The 19766-nt window shown below is 65.3% G+C and carries 18 protein-coding genes and 1 tRNA gene; 13 read left to right on the top strand and 6 right to left on the bottom strand.

All coding sequences use genetic code 11. The annotated features are described in order from the left end of the window. Window positions 1-10: 10 nt before the first annotated feature. Genes nirB through IFT60_RS03730 form a run of 4 tightly spaced genes read left to right on the top strand, consistent with a single transcriptional unit; the run spans window position 11 to window position 6824 of the window. Entirely contained in the window at window positions 11-2536 is a 2526-nt protein-coding gene (gene nirB / locus IFT60_RS03745; protein WP_192049634.1) for a nitrite reductase large subunit NirB, read from the top strand. Window positions 2537-2546: 10 nt separating this feature from the next. Continuing rightward, window positions 2547-2888, top strand: a complete 342-nt coding sequence (gene nirD, locus IFT60_RS03740) for a nitrite reductase small subunit NirD (protein WP_192049632.1) — start codon at window positions 2547-2549, stop codon at window positions 2886-2888. Beyond that, window positions 2885-4099, top strand: a complete 1215-nt coding sequence (locus IFT60_RS03735) for an NAD(P)/FAD-dependent oxidoreductase (protein ID WP_197986205.1) — start codon at window positions 2885-2887, stop codon at window positions 4097-4099. Before nirD ends, IFT60_RS03735 begins: the two co-directional genes overlap by 4 nt. A 13-nt stretch (window positions 4100-4112) precedes the next feature. Then, window positions 4113-6824: a nitrate reductase gene (locus IFT60_RS03730; protein ID WP_192049628.1), complete on the top strand. Its 2712-nt coding sequence runs from the start codon at window positions 4113-4115 to the stop codon at window positions 6822-6824. Between the two features lie 123 nt (window positions 6825-6947). On the opposite strand, the gene IFT60_RS03725 is transcribed toward IFT60_RS03730, so the two are convergent. The 4 genes from IFT60_RS03725 to ispB all read right to left on the bottom strand — a co-directional run bounded on the left by IFT60_RS03725 (window position 6948) and on the right by ispB (window position 10971). Then, window positions 6948-7199, bottom strand: a complete 252-nt coding sequence (locus tag IFT60_RS03725; protein ID WP_192049626.1) for a hypothetical protein — start codon at window positions 7197-7199, stop codon at window positions 6948-6950. Between the two features lie 314 nt (window positions 7200-7513). Next, window positions 7514-9643: a putative bifunctional diguanylate cyclase/phosphodiesterase gene (locus IFT60_RS03720; protein WP_192049623.1), complete on the bottom strand. Its 2130-nt coding sequence runs from the start codon at window positions 9641-9643 to the stop codon at window positions 7514-7516. A 211-nt stretch (window positions 9644-9854) separates the two neighbouring features. Then, a tRNA-Pro gene (locus IFT60_RS03715) sits at window positions 9855-9931 on the bottom strand. Window positions 9932-9984: 53 nt separating this feature from the next. Then, window positions 9985-10971, bottom strand: a complete 987-nt coding sequence (gene ispB, locus IFT60_RS03710) for an octaprenyl diphosphate synthase (protein ID WP_267874555.1) — start codon at window positions 10969-10971, stop codon at window positions 9985-9987. Window positions 10972-11255: 284 nt separating this feature from the next. Here ispB and rplU point away from each other — a divergent pair, with 284 nt between their 5' ends. The 7 genes from rplU to IFT60_RS03675 all read left to right on the top strand — a co-directional run bounded on the left by rplU (window position 11256) and on the right by IFT60_RS03675 (window position 17055). Continuing rightward, the gene (rplU, locus tag IFT60_RS03705; RefSeq protein WP_082493710.1) at window positions 11256-11567 is read left to right on the top strand and encodes a 50S ribosomal protein L21; all 312 of its coding nucleotides are present in this window, start codon (window positions 11256-11258) and stop codon (window positions 11565-11567) included. A 35-nt stretch (window positions 11568-11602) separates the two neighbouring features. Beyond that, complete coding sequence (gene rpmA, locus IFT60_RS03700) at window positions 11603-11884, top strand: 50S ribosomal protein L27 (protein WP_192049619.1); 282 nt, start codon at window positions 11603-11605, stop codon at window positions 11882-11884. 103 nt (window positions 11885-11987) lie between these two features. Further along, entirely contained in the window at window positions 11988-13103 is a 1116-nt protein-coding gene (gene obgE / locus IFT60_RS03695; protein ID WP_192049617.1) for a GTPase ObgE, read from the top strand. Then, window positions 13093-13509, top strand: coding sequence for a hypothetical protein (locus tag IFT60_RS03690; protein ID WP_192049615.1), 417 nt, complete (start codon window positions 13093-13095; stop codon window positions 13507-13509). Before obgE ends, IFT60_RS03690 begins: the two co-directional genes overlap by 11 nt. Before the next feature lie 10 nt (window positions 13510-13519). Next, window positions 13520-14662, top strand: coding sequence for a glutamate 5-kinase (gene proB, locus IFT60_RS03685; RefSeq protein ID WP_192049613.1), 1143 nt, complete (start codon window positions 13520-13522; stop codon window positions 14660-14662). A gap of 5 nt (window positions 14663-14667) precedes the next feature. Then, window positions 14668-15033: a nuclear transport factor 2 family protein gene (locus tag IFT60_RS03680; RefSeq protein ID WP_192049611.1), complete on the top strand. Its 366-nt coding sequence runs from the start codon at window positions 14668-14670 to the stop codon at window positions 15031-15033. A 369-nt stretch (window positions 15034-15402) separates the two neighbouring features. Beyond that, window positions 15403-17055 carry a methyl-accepting chemotaxis protein gene (locus tag IFT60_RS03675; protein WP_192049609.1) on the top strand — a complete coding sequence of 551 codons (1653 nt, stop codon included), beginning with the start codon at window positions 15403-15405 and terminating at the stop codon, window positions 17053-17055. 256 nt (window positions 17056-17311) lie between these two features. Here IFT60_RS03675 and nth read toward each other — a convergent pair whose 3' ends face one another. Both nth and rsxB read right to left on the bottom strand, forming a co-directional pair. Then, window positions 17312-18001: an endonuclease III gene (gene nth, locus IFT60_RS03670; protein WP_192049607.1), complete on the bottom strand. Its 690-nt coding sequence runs from the start codon at window positions 17999-18001 to the stop codon at window positions 17312-17314. Beyond that, window positions 18001-18729 (bottom strand): electron transport complex subunit RsxB, encoded by a 729-nt coding sequence (rsxB, locus tag IFT60_RS03665; RefSeq protein ID WP_192049605.1) that lies wholly within the window; start codon window positions 18727-18729, stop codon window positions 18001-18003. The genes nth and rsxB overlap by 1 nt, the downstream gene beginning before the upstream one ends. A gap of 142 nt (window positions 18730-18871) precedes the next feature. Between rsxB and IFT60_RS03660 the strand changes: the two genes are divergently transcribed. Both IFT60_RS03660 and IFT60_RS03655 read left to right on the top strand, forming a co-directional pair. Beyond that, entirely contained in the window at window positions 18872-19312 is a 441-nt protein-coding gene (locus tag IFT60_RS03660) for an RcnB family protein (RefSeq protein WP_192049603.1), read from the top strand. Between the two features lie 160 nt (window positions 19313-19472). Continuing rightward, window positions 19473-19679: a hypothetical protein gene (locus IFT60_RS03655; RefSeq protein WP_192049601.1), complete on the top strand. Its 207-nt coding sequence runs from the start codon at window positions 19473-19475 to the stop codon at window positions 19677-19679. Window positions 19680-19766 lie beyond the last annotated feature (87 nt).

Raw genomic sequence — 19766 nt, 5'->3', positions numbered from 1 at the left:
GGAGAACAGCATGAACGTCATCGTCATCGGCCACGGCATGGTTGGCCACAAGTTTGTCGAATCGCTGGCCGCCGCAGCACCGCACATCCACATCACCGTGCTCGGCGAAGAGCCGCGCCCGGCCTACGACCGCGTGCACCTGTCCGAATTCTTTGCCGGGAAGACGGCGGACGACCTGTCGCTGGTCGCACCCGGCTTCTTCGAGCGCGCCAATCTCGACCTGCGCCTGAATGCCAAAGTGGTCGCCATCGATCGTGCAGGACGCAGCGTCACGCTGGCAAGCGGCGAGGTGCTGGCCTACGACAAGCTGGTGCTGGCCACCGGTTCGTCTCCCTTCGTGCCGCCGGTGCCGGGCCGCGAACGCGCCGATTGCTTCGTCTACCGCACCATCGAAGACCTGGAAGCGATGCGCGAATGCGGCGCGCGCGCCAGTACCGGTGTCGTGGTCGGCGGCGGCTTGCTGGGGCTGGAATGCGCGAAAGCCTTGCGCGATCTCGGCCTGCAAGCCCACGTGGTCGAATTCGCGCCGCGCCTGATGGCGGTGCAGGTCGATGATCCGGGTGCGCGCGTACTGCGCGGCCGCATCGAGGAACTCGGCGTGACCGTCCACACCGGCAAGAACACGCTGGCGATCGTCGACGGCGAAGCCGGCACGCACCGCATGCAGTTCGCCGATGGCAGCCACCTCGACACCGACATGATCGTGTTCTCGGCCGGCATCCGCCCGCGCGACGAACTGGCGCGCGCTTGCGAATTGGCGCTGGGGCCGCGTGGCGGCGTCGCCATCGACGACGATTGCCTGAGCTCCGACCCGCACATCTACGCCGTCGGCGAATGCGCGGCCTGGCGCGGCCAGCTGTTCGGCCTGGTCGCACCCGGCTACGACATGGCGCGTACCGCTGCCCGCCACCTGCTCGGCGCGCCGGGCGGCTTTGCCGGGGCGGACCTCAGCACCAAGCTGAAACTGATGGGCGTGGACGTGGCCAGCATCGGCGACGCCCATGGTGCCGCCAAAGGCAGCCGCAGCGTGCAGTACCTCGACGAGCGGCGCCAGACCTATAAAAAGCTGGTCGTCAGCGATTGCGGCAAGCGCCTGCTGGGCGCGGTGCTGGTCGGCGACGCCGCCGAATATGGCACGCTGCTGCAGATGGCCCTGAACGGCATCGAGTTGCCGGAAGCGCCGGAAAGCCTGATCCTGCCGCAAGCGAGCGGCGCACCGAAGACGGGCCTTGGCGTCGCCGCCTTGCCCGACACGGCCCAGATCTGCTCCTGCAACGACGTCTCGAAAGGAGCGCTGTGCGCGGCGGTGCAGGATGGCGCCACCAGCATCGGCGTGCTGAAAAAATGCACGACTGCCGGCACCGCCTGCGGCGGCTGCGTGCCGCTGGTGACACAGGTGCTGAATTCCGAACTGGCCAAGCAGGGCGTGACCGTCAGCCGCGCGCTGTGCGAGCACTTCGACCACTCGCGCCAGGAACTGCACCACCTGGTGCGCGTCGGCCGCATCAAGAGCTTCGGCGAGCTGCTCGCCAAGCACGGCACGGGCCTCGGCTGCGACGTCTGCAAACCGGTCGCCGCCAACATCCTGGCCTCGACCTGGAACGATTTTGTCTTGAAACCCGAGCACGCGAGCCTGCAGGATTCGAACGACTACTTCCTCGGGAATATCCAGAAGGACGGCACCTATTCGGTGGTGCCGCGCATGCCGGGCGGCGAAGTCACGGCCGACGGCCTGATCGCGGTCGGCATGATCGCGAAAAAGTACAACCTCTACACCAAGATCACCGGTGGCCAGCGCGTCGACCTGTTCGGCGCGAGGGTTGACCAGTTGCCGCCGATCTGGGAAGAGCTGATCGCGGCCGGCTTCGAATCCGGCCATGCCTACGGCAAGTCGCTGCGCACGGTGAAATCCTGCGTCGGCTCGACCTGGTGCCGCTACGGCGTGGGCGACAGCGCCGGCTTCGCCATCGCGCTCGAGAACCGCTACAAGGGCTTGCGCACGCCGCACAAGGTGAAATTCGGCGTCTCCGGCTGCACCCGCGAATGCGCCGAGGCGCAGGGCAAGGACGTCGGCCTGATCGCCACCGACAAGGGCTGGAACCTGTACGTGTGCGGCAACGGCGGCATGAAGCCGCGCCACGCCGAACTGATCGCGTCGAACCTGGACGAGGCGGCGGTGGTGAAGCTGGTCGACCGCTTCCTGATGTTCTACGTGCGCACCGCCGACCGCCTGCAGCGCACCAGCACCTGGCGCGAGCACCTCGAAGGCGGGCTTGATTATCTAAAACAGGTCGTGGTCGAGGACAAGCTGGGCATCGGCGCCGAGTTGGAAGCCGACATGCAGGCGGTGGTGGACACCTATGCCTGCGAATGGAAGAACGCAGTCGAGGACCCGGAAGTACGCAAGCGCTTCCGCCATTTCGTCAACAGCCCGGCGCAGGACGACAATGTCGTCTTCATGCCCGAACGCGGCCAGGTGCGTCCCGCGACGATCGAAGAACGCCGCCGCACCATTCCGATCGCACTTGCCAATTAAGGAGTTCGCCATGCACAGAGATATTCAACTGGGTCACTGGAACGCCGTCTGCGCCTTCGACGACATCGTGCCCGACACGGGCGTGTGCGCGCTGCTGAACGGGCGCCAGGTCGCGGTATTCCGCGTGGGCGAGGAACGCCTGTTCGCGATCGATAACTACGACCCGAATGCCAACGCGGCCGTGCTCTCGCGCGGCCTGGTCGGCAGCCTGGGCGAACGCATCGTGGTCGCCTCGCCAATCTACAAGCACCACTTCGATCTGCAGACCGGCGAATGCCTGGAAGCGCCGGCGCATTCGGTGAGCAATTTTCCCGTGCGGGTCGAAAACGGCACGGTATGGGTAGCCTCATGAAGCCCCGTCTGGTCGTCGTCGGCAACGGCATGGCCGGCATGCGCACGGTCGAGGAGCTGCTCAAACTCGATGCCGGCTTGTACGACATCACCGTCTTCGGCGCCGAGCCGCACGGGAATTACAACCGCGTGCTGCTGTCGCCACTGCTGGCCGGCGACAAGCAGGTCGAGGAGATCATGCTGCATCCGCGCGCCTGGTATGCCGAGCACGGCATCACCCTGCACGCGGGCGACCCGGTCGTGCGCATCGACCGCAAGCGCCGCGTCGTGATCGCCCGTTCCGGCCTGGAGGCGCCCTACGACCGACTGCTGCTGGCGACCGGCTCGACGCCCTTCATGCTGCCGATTCCCGGCAATACGCTGGCGGGCGTGGTCGGCTTTCGCGACCTGCACGACGTCGATACCATGCTCGCCGCGGCGCGCCAGGGCGGACGCGCGGTCGTCGTCGGCGGCGGCCTGCTCGGGCTGGAAGCGGCGCATGCGCTCATGCGGCGCGGGATGGACGTCACCGTCGTCCACGTCGCCTCCAACCTGATGAACCAGCAGCTCGACGGCGAAGCGGGGCGCCTGCTGAAGGAATCGCTGGAACGCACCGGCTTGCGCATCCTGCTCGGCGCCCAGACCAGCGCGATTGCGGGAGCGGACAAGGTGGAAGCGGTGCGCTTCGCCGACGGCAGCGAACTGCCGGCCGACCTGGTCGTGATGGCCGCCGGCGTGCGCCCCAACGTGGCGCTCGGGCGCGACGCCGGCCTGCATTGCGAACGCGCGATCGTCGTCGACGACACGCTGCAAACCTACGACCCGCGCATCTATGCGGTCGGCGAATGCGTCCAGCACCGCCGCGCCACCTTTGGCCTGGTCGCGCCCGTGTGGGAACAGGCCCGGGTCTGCGCCGCCCACCTGGCCGGCGCCGGGCACCGCCGCTACGTGCAGGCCGCCACCGCCACCAAGCTGAAGGTGACGGGCATCGACCTGTTCTCGGCGGGCGACATCGCCGGCGGGGTGGACACCGAAGAGCTGGTGCTGCGCGACCGCAGCGCCGGCGTCTACAAGCGCCTCGTGCTCGACGGGACGCGCGTCACCGGCGCCGTGCTGGTGGGCGACGTCGGCGATGGCCCCTGGTATTTCGACCTGATCCAGCGCGGCGCCGACGTTTCGACATTCCGCGACCGCCTGCTGTTCGGCGAGGCGCTGTGTGCGCCGCCTACTTAAATAAGGAAATCCCATGGACATGACCTTGCCCGTGCAGACCGTGCGCACCACCTGTCCATATTGCGGCGTCGGCTGCGGCGTCACCGCCACCGTACGGCCCGGCAGCATTCCCATTATCGCGGGCGACAAGCAGCACAGCGCCAGTCAGGGCCGCCTGTGCGTCAAGGGCGCGGCCCTGGGCGAAACGCTGGACCTCGACGGGCGCCTGCTGTATCCGACGCTGCGCACGGATGACGGCATGCGCCGCGCCAGCTGGGACGAGGCGCTCGGGCGCATCGCGAAGGGTTTCGCCGACATCATCGCCGCGCACGGCCCCGACGCGGTGGCGCTTTACGTCTCCGGCCAGTTGCTGACCGAGGATTACTACGTCGCGAACAAATTCATGAAGGGCTATGTCGGCAGCGCGAACATCGACACCAATTCGCGCCTGTGCATGTCGTCCAGCGTGGCCGGCCACAAGCGCGCATTCGGCGAAGACCTGGTGCCGGGCTGCTACGAGGACTTCGAACTGGCCGATTTGATCGTGCTGGTCGGCTCGAACACGGCCTGGTGCCATCCGACCCTGTTCCAGCGCATCCTGCGCGCGAAGGAAGCGCGTCCAAGCCTGCGCATCGTCGCCATCGACCCGCGCCGCACCGCGACCTGCGAACTGGCCGACATCCATTTACCCATCAAACCGGGCACCGACGTCTGGCTGTTCAATGGGCTGCTCAGCTACCTGGCGCGGCAGGGGACGCTCGATGCCGCCTTCGTTGCGGCGCATACCGACGGCTTCGAGCAGGCGCTCGCCGCCGCCGACGTCGATTGCAGCGACCCGGCGCAGGTCGCGCGCACCTGCCGCGTCGACCTCGGCCAACTGCTCGCCTTTTACGACGCCTTTGCCGCGACAAGCAAGGTCGTCACCGCTTATTCGCAAGGCGTGAACCAGTCCTCGAGCGGCACCGACAAGGTCAACGCCATCATCAACTGCCACCTGGCCACCGGCCGCATCGGCAAGCCCGGCATGGGGCCGTTCTCGCTGACCGGCCAGCCCAACGCCATGGGCGGACGCGAAGTCGGCGGCCTGGCCAACATGCTGACCGCGCACATGGACCTCGACAATCCGGTCCAGCGCGACGCTGTGAAGGCATTCTGGAATGCGCCGCGCATCGCCGCGAAGCCGGGCCTGAAGGCGGTCGACCTGTTCCGCGCGGTGGAGGAGGGGACCGTCAAAGCGGTGTGGATCATCGCCACCAACCCGCTGGTCAGCCTGCCCGATGCCGACCAGGTGCGGCGCGCACTGGACAAATGCGAACTGGTCGTCGTCAGCGACATCGTCGGCGCCACCGACACCACCGTGTATGCCGACGTGCTGCTGCCGGCGCTGGGCTGGGGAGAAAAGGATGGCACGGTGACCAATTCCGAACGCTGCATCTCGCGCCAGCGCGCCTTCCTGCCGGCGCCGGGCGAAGCGCGCGCCGACTGGTGGGCGCTGTGCGAAGTCGCGCGCCGGATGGGTTTTACTGGTTTCGATTACGAGGGCGCGCACGAGATCTTCGACGAGCATGCGCAGCTGTCAGGCTGGCGTAACGGGGAAGGAGGCGCCGGACTGCGCGTGTTCGATATCGCGGGCATGACGGGCCTGGGCCGTCAGGCCTACGACGCGCTCGAACCGGTGCAGTGGCCGGTGCCGGCTGGCGATCACCGGGGAACGCGCCGCCTGTTCGCCGACGGCCGCTTCGCCCACGCGAGTGGCCGCGCACGCTTCGTCGCCACGCCGCCGCGCCTGCCCGTGCACGCGGTCGACGACGATTATCCGCTGTCTTTGAACACCGGCCGCCTGCGCGACCAGTGGCACACGATGACGCGTACCGGCAAGTCGCCGCGCCTGGCGAACCACGCGCCGGAACCCTTCATCGACCTGCACCCGAACGACGCTTTATTGTGCGGCGTGCGCGAAGGCGAACTGGCGCGCGTCACCAGCCGCTGGGGCGCGATGGTGGCGCGCGTGAGCCACAGCGGCGGCATCGCGCGCGGCTGCGTGTTCGTGCCGATCCACTGGAGCGGCCAGACGGCGTCGGACGCGCGCGTCGGCGCCATCGTCAATCCGGCGGTCGACCCGGTCTCGGGCGAGCCGGAATTCAAGCACACGCCGGTGCGCGTGGAACCCTTCGTGGTCGAGTGGCAGGCCTTCGTGCTGTCGCGTACGGCGCTGGCGGTCGACCGGGTCGCGAACTGGACGCGCGTGCAGGGCGAGGGCTTCGTGCGCTACGAACTTGGCGGACGCGGACCGGCGCATGCCGACTGGGCGCGCGACGTGTTGAAAGTGTCAGGCGAGACCGACTGGATCGAATACGACGATGCCGGTGCCGGCGTCTACCGCGCCGCGCACCTGGTCGAAGGGCGGCTGCAAGCCTGCGTGTTCGTCGCGCGCCGCGGGGCCGCGCTGCCGCCGCGCCAGTGGCTGGCCGGCCTGTTCGCGCAGGAGACGCTGGCGCCGCGCGATCGCGCGACCCTGCTGGCCGGACGCGCGCCGCAGCAGGGACCCGACCCGGGGCCGACCGTCTGCTCCTGCTTCGGCGTGGGGCGCAACACGATCTGCGCGGCGATCCGCGCACAAGCTCTCACGACCACGGCGCAAGTCACGGCTTGCCTGAAGGCGGGCGGCAATTGCGGCTCGTGCGTGCCCGAGATCGGCAAGCTGCTGGTACTGATGAAATCCGAGGAAACTGCAGGAGGAAGGTAATGCAACCCGGGCGCGGCGGGCGCCGGCGACCCGGGTAAGGGAGGGAGGTTTGCGTTCCTGCTGCCGCTGAGGCGGCGAAGACTGAAGCGCGAGGTCCTGCGGGGTGCTGCTACAAATTACAAGTTAGCGGTTCGCCAGCCAGCGCAGTTCCGCGGCCAGGTTCGGCGAGTGCTTCTCGGCGTCGGCGGCCAGGGCAAACAGCTCGGCGCGGCCGGCACGCTCGGAAACGGCGTACGAAGCCTGGCTCGCGCGGGCCTTGCGGGCCGCCAGCCAGCCGCCGTGGGCGGCGAACAGTTGTTCGGCAAAGTTGCGGATGGCTTCGAATGCGCCGTGCGAACGGTTGTTCTGTGCCTGGGTAATCGTTGCTGCGTTCATGAGTCGCTCCAAGGGTAAATACTGTAATGTTGCGGTGCAGTATAAATTCCTTGGGTCAATAAATATACTTTCAGTTCGTGATGTCCACGATAAGCAAGCCGCATATTGGTCGATACGTCAATCTTCTCCGATATCGTCTGCATGCCATCTCTCTCCGACGCCCTTCGCCCCGCCTGTTGATGCTGCAACGCCGCAACGTGTGCTGGGCTCGAACCAGAATGGCATACGTGAATTCAATGAATGCGTGGTGCCGCATGCGATCCGCCTGCCTGCCGCTACATGCGCATTTCGCGCCGGGGCGGGAGCCAAGGTGGCTAGCCGGTATCGCCTGCGTGGACGGTCGGCCCGTCGGCGTATGCGCTCGATGCCAGGAAGCGTTCGTAGGCGGCATGGTCGAGAGGTTCGCTATAGTAGTATCCCTGGCCTACCTGGCAACCCGACTGCAGCAGGAAGTTTTCTTCGTCGACGGTCTCGACGCCTTCGGCGACCACGACCAGCGACATGCTCTTCGCCAGCGTCAGGATCGCATGCAGCAAGGCCTGCTGACGGGTGCCAGCCGCGTTGATCCTGTGGATGAACGAGCGGTCGATCTTGAGCACGTCGATCGGAAAATCGGCCAGGTAGCTCAGGCTCGAGTAACCGGTGCCGAAATCGTCGAGCGCCAGGGACATGCCGAGTTCCTTGAGCTGGTGCAGGCACTTGCCGGCATGATCGACGTTCTGCATCAGCACGGATTCGGTGAGCTCGATCTGCAGTCGTTCCGGGGCGAGGCCGGATGCCGCCAGCCCATTCCGGATGTAGGCGACAAAATCCGGATGACGCAGTTCTTCGGCCGATATGTTGATGGCAATGCTGCCGAATCCTATGTCCTCGTTTATCCAGGACTGCGCCTGCCGGAGCGTTTCATCGAAGACCCATCTGCCCAGCGGGCCGATCAGGCCCGAGGCTTCAGCGCAGGGAATGAAGCGAGTCGGCGCGACCCATCCCCAAACGGGGTGCTGCCACCGCAGCAAGGCCTCGCACCCGTTGGCCTTGCCGTCCGCAAGCCGGATCTTCGGCTGATAGAACAGGCTCAAGCTACCGTCCGTCAAGGCCGCGCGCAATCCGTCCTCCATGAGCCGACGCTCCAGGGTGCGCGCATGCAGCTCTTCAGTGAACACGCAACAGCCATTTCTGCCGTTCGCCTTGATGTTTTGCAGCGCGACGTCCGCATGGTGCAGCACGAGTTCGGCCGTGCTGCCGTGCTGGGGGTAGACCGCGATGCCGACGCTGCATCCGATCCGCACTTCCTCCTCGCCGATCAGGCAGGGCTTGGAGAGTGCCTGGATGATGCGCGTACTGGCCAGCACCGCATCGTCCACGCTCGATCCCGGCGCCATCACCACGATGAATTCGTCGCCGCCCTGCCTGCCGACCAGGTCGATTAGCCGGAAACAGGCGCGTAATCGTTCGGCGACGCTGACCAGCAGCTTGTCGCCGCTGCCATGACCCAGGGTGTCGTTGATCAGTTTGAACTTGTCCAGATCCAGGCACAGCACTGGTATCTGCTGGTGATAGGTCGCCGCGTGCGAAAAACTTTCGTCCAGGTGCTTGTGAATCGCGAAGCGGTTAGGCAAACCGGTCAGGAAATCGTGCCAGGCGAGGTGGTCGACCCGGGCCTGCATTTCATAGGCCTCGGTCGTATCGTGGAAGACCATGACGACGCCCTGGAGCACCCCGGCATCGCTGACGATGGGTGCGCAACAGTCTTCGATCCGGATTTCGGTACCGTCGTGCCGGATCAAGACCGTTCCGGCGGCGAGCCGCACGGTGTGCAGCGTGGCGATCACCTGGTGCACGGCATGCGTCATCGGCGCCCGATTGCCGGCCCCCTGCAGCGTCATGAACTCGGTGACCGGGCGGCCGGCCACCTGGCCTTCGGGAAAGCTCAGCAAGCGGCGCGCGGCCGAATTCAGGAAAGTGATGTCGCCCCGGCTATCCGTGCAGATGACGCCGTCCGCGATCGCCTCGAGCGTCACCGCGGTTTCCTTGTCCGTTTGCTGGTGGAGCAGCCGGGATTGCGCCTGGCGCGCGATGATGGCGAAAATCTGCAACATGACATCGGACGCGGCCATTGCATCATGGAGGTGTCCGGTCGCGCCTGGGGGCAGCGAGGCGGAAGACAACTGCGCCTGCGGACCGGTCGTCCAGATCATGACGGGATGCGGGGCCAACGATGCGATGGTGCCGGCCAGGGCGGCCTGCTCGCCGGCATCGCTTCCCGCAATGTCCAGGATAATCAGGTCGACAATATTCTCGGCAATATAAGCTTTTGCGATGGCGAGATGCGCAGCAAGGATCAGTTGTAAACACGCGCTCGTCGAAGAGCAATCCTTTAGCTGGTTCGAGAACGCAAGGAAACGTGTTTCATCCGCGCTAATAACCAATATGGCATGTCCATCCACTGCCTTCTCCCTGCGCCCAAGCGCCCTGTAAATACTAGCACTCTGTAAGGAAACACAGGGAAATATTATGCAAGATGATTAATACATACAGATTTAAGGAAATAATTCCTGGCGGAATTGTAGCAACGAAGAAGAAGGGGCCTGCGCTGGCGATGGTGCCTGGCTGCCGGACAAAAAATAGCGGATGGAGCATCCGCTTGCTGAAGCTGCTTGGTCGGGGTGAGAGGATTCGAACCTCCGGCCTCTACGTCCCGAACGTAGCGCTCTACCGGGCTAAGCTACACCCCGACTGGTTCGAGGCGCTGACAAACCTGCCTCAGGAAGCATTAATATAATTTTGCTCAGTGGTTCCTGTCAACAGCAAAGCTGCAGAGCTGCAACAGGCTGTCTTTATAGCGACTGTCGGGCAGGTCGGCGATGGCTTCGGCAGCGCGGCGGGCGGCGGTTTCGGCTTCGCGGCGGGTGTAGTCGAGCGCGCCGCTTGAGGTGACGGCGGCCAGCACGGCGTCGAAATGCTGCTCGTCGCCTTGCTCGATGCAGGTGCGCACCAGTTCGCGTTGTTCCGGGGTGCCGTGTTCCATCAGGTAGATCAGCGGCAGGGTCGGTTTGCCTTCGCGCAGGTCGTCGCCGACGTTCTTGCCGATCTCGGCGGCGTCGCCGGCGTAATCGAGCACGTCGTCGATCAGCTGGAAGGCCGTGCCCAGCGAGCGGCCGTATTCGCCGGCGGCGGCCACTTGCGCGGCGCTGGCGCCGGCGACCAGGGCGCCGAGTTCGGCGGCCGCTTCGAACAGTTTCGCCGTCTTCGAGCGGATCACGGTGAGATAGCGCTCGTGGCTGACGTCCGGATCGTGCATGTTCAGCAGCTGCAGTACTTCGCCTTCGGCAATGACGTTGGTGGCGTCCGACAGGATTTGCATGACGCGCATGTTTTCCAGGCCGACCATCATCTGGAACGAACGCGAGTACAGGAAGTCGCCCACCAGCACCGAGGCGGCATTGCCGAACAGGGCGTTCGCCGTCTGGCGGCCGCGGCGCATCGAGGATTCGTCGACGACGTCGTCATGCAGCAGGGTGGCGGTGTGGATGAACTCGACGACGGCCGCCAGTTCATGGTGCGCCGTACCTTTATAGCCATGGGCATTGGCCAGCAACAGCACCAGGACGGGGCGGATGCGCTTGCCGCCGGCGCTGATGATGTATTCAGCGATCTGGTTGACCAGGCTGACTTCCGAATGCAGGCGCTGGCGGATCACCGTGTTGACCGCGTCCATGTCGGTGGCGATCGATTGGGTGATGGTGTTCTGGGCGTGAGGGGTAGCGGCGGACAAGGCAAACCTGCTTCTAATGTTGATGTGCGTGAGTGCGGCGATTATACGACATGCAAGCATACACCGTGCCATTTCGCCAAGCGTCAGTCGTGCGGGACGCGCGCCTGGGTTGCGGCGAGGCGTTGCCGGGAGGCGACGTCAACCAGATGAGGGCCGAGGCTTTTGACGCACGAGATCGAACCGTGTATAATTCCCTGTTCCCCGGCACCAGAGAAGCGCAGCGCGGTCATTGACCGGTCGCCGCCGCAGGGATTTTTATTAAACAATTGATGAGGTTTTCAATCATGTACGCGGTCATAAAAACCGGTGGCAAGCAGTATAAAGTTGTCGCTGGCGAAAAACTTAAAGTAGAACAGATACCGGCAGACATTGGTTCCGAACTCACGATCGATCAGGTCCTCGCCGTTGGCGCGGGCGAGAGCATCAAATTTGGTGCTCCCCTGGTTGAAGGTGCTACGGTTCTGGTGAAGGTCGTTTCCCATGGTCGCCACGACAAGGTCCGCATTTTCAAGATGCGCCGTCGTAAGCACTACCAGAAGCGTCAGGGCCACCGCCAGAACTTCACCGAAATCCAAGTGGTTTCGATCAACGGCTAATTGCCCCTCTCTTCAAAGTCATCAAGGAGTCTTAAATGGCACACAAAAAAGGCGGCGGCACTACCCGTAACGGCCGCGATTCAGAAAGCAAGCGCCTTGGCGTGAAGGTGTACGGCGGCCAGGCGATCACCGCCGGCGGCATCATCATCCGTCAACGTGGCACCCCAGTGCGTCCAGGCACCAACGTTGGTCTGGGCAAGGATCACACCCTGTTCGCGCTGGTCGACGGCACTGTGAAATTCGTCAAGCAAGGCGTCGGTTCGAAGCAGTACGTGACCGTCGTTGCTGCACAAGCTGCTGAAGCAGTCGCAGCCTAAATGACGTTAGCGCCGCCCTGAGCGGCGCATCCTTGTAAGGCGCAAGCCTTCCATCGAAAGGCTCTGCTTACAGTAGAGCCTTTTTAGTTTTTTGGCGGTCAAAATGAAGTTTATCGACGAAGCAAGAATTGAAGTCATTGCGGGCGACGGCGGCAACGGTTGCGCCTCGTTCCTGCGCGAGAAGTTCCGCCCATTCGGCGGTCCCGACGGCGGCGACGGCGGCAAGGGCGGCTCGATCTGGGCGGTTGCGGACCGGAATATCAACACGCTGGTCGACTTCCGCTATTCGAAAACCCACCATGGCCGCCATGGCGAACCTGGCCGCGGCTCCGATTGCTACGGCAAGGGCGCCGACGATGTCTATCTGCGCATGCCGGTCGGCACGCTGATCATCGACAACGTCAACGGCGAGATCATCGCCGACCTGACCGAACATGGCCAGACCGAACTGCTGGCCAAGGGCGGCGAGGGCGGCTGGGGCAACATCCACTTTAAAACCTCGACCAACCGCGCTCCGCGCCAGAAGACCGAAGGCAAGGAAGGCGAACGCCGCGAACTGCGCCTGGAACTGAAGGTGCTGGCCGACGTGGGCCTGCTGGGCATGCCGAACGCCGGCAAGTCGACCTTCATCACGGCCGTGTCGAACGCCAAGCCGAAGATCGCCGACTACCCGTTCACGACCCTGCACCCGAACCTGGGCGTGGTACGCGTGTCGCATGAAAAGAGCTTCGTCATCGCCGACATTCCGGGCCTGATCGAAGGCGCGTCCGAAGGCGCGGGCCTGGGCCACCAGTTCCTGCGCCACCTGTCGCGTACCGGCCTGCTGCTGCACATCGTCGACATGGCGCCGTTCGAAGCCACCGTCGATCCGGTCAAGGAAGCGAAAGCGTTGATCAAGGAACTCGAGAAGTACGACGAGGACCTGCTCAACAAGCCGCGCTGGCTGGTGCTGAACAAGCTCGACGTCGTGCCGGAAGAAGAACGCAAGAAGCGTGTGAAAGACTTCGTCAAGAAGATGGCCTGGAAGGGCCCTGTCTTCGAGATCTCGGCCCTGAACCGCGAAGGCTGCCAGGAACTGATCAACGCGATCTACATGTACCTGGAAACGAAGCGCGCTACCGACCTGCGCGTGGACGAATCGGTGCAGATGACCGAAGAGGCGCGCGGCATCACCTCGATCGATCCGGACGATCCACGTTTCAAAATCCTTGAAGACTAAGGGTTTTCGGCTCACGCGTGCCTGGGCGCGCGGCCAGCTGCTGCAGCTGGTAGCCACCGCCAGTTCGCTGGCGGCGCTCATTGCCATGCTCGACCCGGACCGGGTCGCGACCGCAATGGGCCTGTTTCTCGTTGGCGTGAACGGCTACAGCCAGTTCTACGCCATCTATGTCGGAGTCCGCCTCGCCACCGCGGGGCTGGCTATGCTGGCGGCAAGGCGGGGCGACCAGCCCATCCTCGGCGATCTCGTTGCATTGTTCCTGCTCGCCCAGCCGGCCGGGCGCCTGGTCGCCGCGTTTGCGATCGGCCTGCCGAATGGGTCCTTGTTCGTCGTCAGCGGGATCGAGTTGCTGGCGGGCCTGGCCCTGCTGGCGCTGCGCCCGCGGACCAACCGACTCGTCTCTTGAGAATCGCGCCATGAACTCCGCTTCAACTTCCGCACACCAGTCCGTCATCGCCCCAGCCGGCCGCATCATCGTCAAGGTCGGCTCTTCGCTCGTCACCAACGAAGGCCGCGGCCTCGACCACGCGGCGATTGCGCGCTGGGCCTTCCAGATCTCCGCATTGCGCGCCCTCGGCAAGGAGGTCGTGCTGGTCAGCTCCGGCGCCATCGCCGAAGGCATGCTGCGCCTCGGTTTTACCAGCCGCCCGCACGACATCCACGAACTGCAGGCCTGCGCCGCCGTCGGCCAGATGGGACTGGCGCAAATCTATGAGTCGAGCTTCAAAGCATATGGCGTCAAGACCGCCCAAGTTCTCTTGACCCACGCCGACCTGGCCGACCGCGAACGCTATCTGAATGCGCGCGCCACGCTGACGACGCTGTTGCGCCTGGGCGTGGTCCCGATCATCAACGAGAACGATACCGTCGTCACCGACGAGATCAAGTTCGGCGACAACGACACCCTCGGCGCCCTGGTCGCCAACCTGATCGAAGCGGACGCGCTGGTGATCCTCACCGACCAGCGCGGCCTGTATTCGGCCGACCCGCGCAAGGACCCGGGGGCACGCCTGATCGAACGCGCCCAGGCCGGCGACGCCAGCCTGGAAGCGATGGCGGGCGGCGCCGGCAGCAACATCGGCAGTGGCGGCATGCTGACCAAGGTGCTGGCCGCCCGCCGCGCCGCGCGCTCGGGCGCCCACACGGTGATTGCCTGGGGCCGCGAGCCGGAGGTGCTCACGCGCCTGGCCGCCGGCGAGGCGATCGGCACCGAATTGCACGCCCCGACCACGCGCCTGACCGCACGGCGCCAGTGGATGGTCGACCACCTGCACACGGCGGGCGAAGTCGTGCTCGACGCCGGCGCCGTCCAGAAGCTGACGCAAGAGGGCAAGTCGCTGCTGCCGATCGGCGTGATCGCGGTCAAGGGCGAATTCGGGCGCGGGCAGGTGATCACCTGCGTCAGCGAAGCCGGCTTGCCGGTCGCGCGCGGCCTGACCAGCTATACCAGCAGCGAAGTGCGCCGCATCATGCGCCGCTCCTCGCACGACATCGAAGCCATCCTCGGCTATATCGAAGGGCCGGAACTGGTCCATCGCGACAATCTCGTTCTGCTCTGATTACCATGACTTTCGACCCCGCCGCCGTGGTGCAAGCCCAGCTCGACGCCTACAACGCCAAGGACATCGACGCGCTGATGCGCACCTACGCGCCTGGTGCGCGCCAGTTCGTGCTGCACGGCGCGCTGCTGGCCGAAGGACATGACGCCATCCGGCCGCGTTACCTGGCGCGCTTCGCCGAGCCCGATCTGCACGCGCGGCTGCTCGGCCGCACCGTGCTGGGCAATGTCGTGACCGATCTCGAAATCGTGACGCGCAATTTTCCCGAAGGGCGCGGGACGGTGGAGATGCTGTGCATTTACGAAGTCGTCGACGGGCGGATTCAGGCGGCGTCGTTTGCGACGGGTGTCACCACGATGATCATGGGGTAGTGGGGCTGTTGCCTGTTCTGGTAACGGTCTTCTATATCCGCATGGGCACAAGTGCCCATCCTACGGTCACCGCTAAACCACGAATACGCAACGTATCCCGTAGGATGGGCTCTCGAGCCCATGCGGATCAAACCCACCAATAACGTCACACGCAACAGCGCCACCCCTCTCGCATTCGGGCCTTCGCTCGTCCCGACAGCCAAAACCCCATACCCTTCCGACAACTGTGTTGTGGCAGGCGCACACCTCGCTCACCGCAACCGTTCCGCCTCAGGCTTTTAGTTGCCGCACGGATACATGCAACGGTAGACTGGCCGCACCGCGCCGCCATGCATCCTGCGTGCCCGCGCACCCATACCAGACGCCATCATGAAACTGAGCCGTAAACTTCCCCTCTGCTTTGCCGCCGTCGCCCTCGTGGTGGCCGGTGCCGGCTTTTTCGGCTTGTATGAACTGAACAGTTCGATCTCCACTTACGGTGGTGCGGTCTCCAGCTACAGCCGGGCGCAGCAGGTCGAGGCGCTGCAGTCTACCTTCAAGACCCAGGTCCAGGAATGGAAGAACACCCTCCTGCGCGGCAAGGACGAGGCGGAGCGCGCCAAGTACTGGCAAGCCTTCCAGGACGGCGAGCGCAAGGTGGCGGCGCAGGTCGCCAGCCTGCTGGACACGGTCCCGGCCGGCCAGGAACACGACCTGCTCGCACAGTTCGGCCGCGCCCACCGGCAAATGGGCCAGGAATTCCGCAACGGCTATGCGCAGTTCGAAGCGGCCGGGTTCGATGCCGCCGCCGGCGACGCGGCCGTCAAGGGCAAGGACCGCGCCCCGACCGAATTGCTGGTGCAGGCGCGCGACGTCATCGTCGGGGAAACCGCGCACAGCGTCGCCGAAGCCACTGCAGGCAGCCGTCGCGCCACGCTCCTGAGCCTCCTGGCCATGGTGCTCGGCTCGGCCGCGGCGATCGTGGCCGGGATCGTCGTCTCGCGCTCGATCGTGCGTCCGCTGGGGCGCGCCGTCGAAGTGGCGAAGACGGTCGCCGCCGGCGACCTGCGCGAACGGATCGAGGTCACCTCGAACGACGAAACCGGCCAGCTGCTGGCGGCGCTGCGCGACATGAACAGCAGCCTGCAGCGGATCGTCACCAGGGTGCGCAGCGGCGCCGAGACGATTTCGGTGGCCTCGAGCGAAATCGCCCAGGGCAACCTCGACCTGTCGGCACGCACCGAGCAGCAGGCCGGCGCGCTGGAAGAAACCGCGTCGTCGATGGAAGAGCTGACCTCGACCGTGAAGCAGAACGCCGACAATGCGCGCCAGGCCAACGTGCTGGCGATCAGCGCCTGCGACGTGGCGCTCAAGGGCGGCGCCATCGTCGAGCGCGCGGTGGGCACGATGGCGGCGATCAGCGCATCGTCGAAGCAGATCGTCGACATCATCGGCGTCATCGACGGCATTGCCTTCCAGACCAATATCCTGGCCCTGAACGCCGCGGTGGAAGCGGCGCGCGCCGGCGAGCAGGGCCGCGGCTTTGCGGTGGTGGCGGCGGAAGTGCGCACCCTGGCGCAGCGCTCGGCCACGGCGGCCAAGGAAATCAAGACCCTGATCGGCGGCTCGGTTGCCCGGGTCGAAGCCGGCAGCCTGCTGGTGAACGAGGCCGGCGCCACCATGACCGATATCGTCGCCAGCGTGAAGCGCGTGATGGACATCATGGCCGAGATCAGCGCCGCCAGCAGCGAGCAGGGCGCTGGCATCGAGCAGATCAACCTCGCCGTGACCGAGATGGACACCGTCACCCAGCAGAACGCGGCGCTGGTCGAGGAAGCGGCGGCGGCAGCCCAGGCATTGCGGGAACAGACGGTCAGCCTGAACGGGGTGGTCAGCGTGTTCAAGCTCGATGGCGACGCGGATCTGGATCGCGGTATCGACGACCCGGCTGCGCGCAAGCGTGCGGCGCTGGGCGCCTTGCCGGCGATTATGGGGATGCGCGGTGGGCCTGCGCGCAGCGGCGGGGGCTGGCAAGCGTCGTGAGCCGGTAGGGTGGACGTCTATACCTCTTCGATTTGCGGACCGGCAGCGTTTGCGCCGTCCACGCGTTCAGCCACACGTTGAAACTTCGCGACCGATCATCCGCTGGCTGGACGCGTGGGCGGCGCCAGCACTACTGGTCCACAAACTGAAGAGGTGCAGCCGCCCACCTTACGGGTCTGCGCATCCTTTTCCACGTAAAGATGAGGCCCAAGCAGCCCGCACCGGCATCCACCGCGCGGGCTTTTTTACAGCCGAATCAAGCGTCCGCCAGCACCACCGGCGCCACCGGCGCCGGCGCAATCAGCCCATCCGGCGCCGGCGTCTTGTCGCGGAACTCGCACAGGTCGTTGATGATGCAGTTCCAGCACTTGGGCCGGCGCGCCACGCAGGTGTAGCGGCCGTGCAGGATCAGCCAGTGGTGCGCGTCGTGCAAAAAATCCTTGGGCACGAACTTCAGCAGCTTCATTTCGACCTGGTCGACATTCTTGCCCGGCGCGATGTTGGTGCGGTTCGCGACGCGGAAGATGTGGGTGTCGACCGCCATCGTCGGTTCGCCAAAGGCGGTGTTCAGGACCACGTTCGCCGTCTTGCGCCCGACGCCGGGCAGGGCCTCCAAGGCCTCGCGCGCGCGCGGCACCTCCCCGGCGTGCTGCTCCACCAGGATCTGGCAAGTGGCGATGACGTTCTTCGCCTTGTTGTTGTACAGGCCGATGGTCGAGATATAGGTCTTGAGTTCGTCGACGCCGAGGCCGAGGATTTTCTGCGGCGTGTTGGCAACCGGGTACAGGCGGCGCGTGGCCTTGTTGACGCCGACGTCGGTCGATTGCGCCGACAGCAGCACCGCGATCAGGAGTTCGAACGGCGTCGTGAATTCCAGCTCGGTGGTCGGATGCGGATTGGCGGCGCGAAAGCGCGTAAATATTTCTAAACGTTTGGCCGGATTCATTAGACAGGCTTATCTTTGGACGACGGGTCGGCGACATTGGCGGCGCGCAGGCGCGCCCGTTCCATGGCGGCGGCGATGATGGCGCGCTTGCGTTCCTTCTCCGCCAGTTCTTCCGGCGTGTTGGTCGCTTCGGCCGTGACTTCGCGCATCTTCTCGACCGCCTTGGCGGCCAGGCGTGCATCGTTTTCTTCGCGCTCGCGCTTGAGGCGCTCCATGCGGAAGTCGTGCCGTGCACGGGCGGCATCGGCCGCCCCCTGCGACCAGGCAGCCCAGCCGGTGGCCTCACCGGTCACGGGCACCATGCTGATGCAATCGACCGGGCAGGGCGCCACGCACAGGTCGCAGCCGGTGCACAGGCTGGGCAGGATCGTGTGCATCTGCTTGGCCGCGCCCAGGATCGCGTCGACCGGGCAGGCCTGGATGCATAGGGTGCAACCGATGCACAGCGCCTCGTCGATAAAGGCGACGGGGCGCGGGCGCTCGAGGCCGTTGGCCGGATTGATCGGGATCACGGGGCGCCCGGTTACGGCGGACAGGCGGCGCACGCCTTCCAGCCCACCCGGCGGGCACTGGTTGATGTCGGCCTCGCCGCTGGCGATGGCTTCGGCATAGGGCCGGCATGCCGGATAGCCGCACTTGGTGCATTGCGTCTGCGGCAGCTGGTCTTCGATCAGGTCGGCAAGGGTCTTGGTCACGGCAGGGTAGGGCAAGGCGGGGATCAAAGGCATCATTATCCAATAAATGACCGGCTTGCGCGAAATGCATCGCCGGTGCGCCGCTTGCGTGGGGGAACGTACAGAAACGGCCGCGGCCGCATGGCTTACTGGAAGCCTTGCCGGCTCGCGGCCGGCCCCACCGAGGGAGGAACCCATGAAGAAGAATATTGCACGGGCGATGATCGCCGTCATGCTCGCCGCTAGCCTGCCGGCAATTGCCCAGGACCGCGGTTACCACCAGGACCGCGCCCAGGAACGTCGCGAAGATAGACGCGACTATCGCGATGACCGCCGCGATGACCGCCGCGAAGACCGTCGTGACTATCGCGACGATCGCCGCGACGCGCGCCGCGACATGCGTGACGACCGCCGTGACGACCGGGCGCGCAACCGCGGCGCCGGTCCGCGCCACGACCTCTACCGCGGCCAGCGCCTGCCGTCGAATTACCACAACCGCCAGTACGTCGTCGACAACTGGCGTTCGCACCGCCTCAGTGCACCGCCGCGCGGCCACCACTGGGTGCAGGTCGGCAACGACTACGTGCTGGCGGCGATCGCCACCGGCGTGATTGCCAGCGTGTTCCTGGGTAACTGAGTAGGTAACTGAGTTGGAAACTGAGTCCGTCACTGAACGCGCGCAAACAAGCGGGCATTGATCTTTCGTTAAGTGGCATATCGAACAGAAGTGATCCGGCGGCGATGGCTTAATGGGTCACGGGCCGCGGTACGCGGCTCACCGCCAACAGGAGAACAGAATGAACGAATGGATTATTGCCCCCTTGCTTGAACCCGATCCGACCGGCATCGTGTCGCACACACCGGGCCGCAGCACGGGCCCGGAAGGGGTACCAGGCGAAGAACGTCTCGACGAGCGCCGCCATGGCGACCGCCGCGACAGCCATGACGAGGAAGCCGATCCCGACTTCGGCCGTGGCGAAGACCGGCGCGAGGAAGCGGTCTAAGCGAGCAGTCTAAGCGAGCAGTCTAAGCGCGCGGTATAGGCGCGGCCGCAGGCGCGTGCGCTGAGTTGAACGCTACAAAAAACAATG

Source organism: Massilia sp. CFBP 13721 (genome assembly GCF_014842025.1).
Classification (GTDB): Bacteria; Pseudomonadota; Gammaproteobacteria; order Burkholderiales; family Burkholderiaceae_D; genus Telluria.
This window is presented reverse-complemented; position numbering and strand designations above follow the sequence as displayed.

Bases quoted from the DNA above. Each gene is read 5' to 3' on its own strand.
- proB (WP_192049613.1), top strand. From the start codon at position 13,520: ATGAACTCCGCTTCAACTTCCGCACACCAGTCCGTCATCGCCCCAGCC.
- IFT60_RS03660 (WP_192049603.1), top strand. From the start codon at position 18,872: ATGAAGAAGAATATTGCACGGGCGATGATCGCCGTCATGCTCGCCGCT.
- rplU (WP_082493710.1), top strand. From the start codon at position 11,256: ATGTACGCGGTCATAAAAACCGGTGGCAAGCAGTATAAAGTTGTCGCT.
- IFT60_RS03725 (WP_192049626.1), bottom strand. From the start codon at position 7,199: ATGAACGCAGCAACGATTACCCAGGCACAGAACAACCGTTCGCACGGC.
- nth (WP_192049607.1), bottom strand. From the start codon at position 18,001: ATGAATCCGGCCAAACGTTTAGAAATATTTACGCGCTTTCGCGCCGCC.
- obgE (WP_192049617.1), top strand. From the start codon at position 11,988: ATGAAGTTTATCGACGAAGCAAGAATTGAAGTCATTGCGGGCGACGGC.
- IFT60_RS03730 (WP_192049628.1), top strand. From the start codon at position 4,113: ATGGACATGACCTTGCCCGTGCAGACCGTGCGCACCACCTGTCCATAT.
- IFT60_RS03675 (WP_192049609.1), top strand. From the start codon at position 15,403: ATGAAACTGAGCCGTAAACTTCCCCTCTGCTTTGCCGCCGTCGCCCTC.
- nirD (WP_192049632.1), top strand. From the start codon at position 2,547: ATGCACAGAGATATTCAACTGGGTCACTGGAACGCCGTCTGCGCCTTC.
- IFT60_RS03655 (WP_192049601.1), top strand. From the start codon at position 19,473: ATGAACGAATGGATTATTGCCCCCTTGCTTGAACCCGATCCGACCGGC.
- rpmA (WP_192049619.1), top strand. From the start codon at position 11,603: ATGGCACACAAAAAAGGCGGCGGCACTACCCGTAACGGCCGCGATTCA.
- IFT60_RS03680 (WP_192049611.1), top strand. From the start codon at position 14,668: ATGACTTTCGACCCCGCCGCCGTGGTGCAAGCCCAGCTCGACGCCTAC.
- rsxB (WP_192049605.1), bottom strand. From the start codon at position 18,729: ATGCCTTTGATCCCCGCCTTGCCCTACCCTGCCGTGACCAAGACCCTT.
- IFT60_RS03735 (WP_197986205.1), top strand. From the start codon at position 2,885: ATGAAGCCCCGTCTGGTCGTCGTCGGCAACGGCATGGCCGGCATGCGC.
- nirB (WP_192049634.1), top strand. From the start codon at position 11: ATGAACGTCATCGTCATCGGCCACGGCATGGTTGGCCACAAGTTTGTC.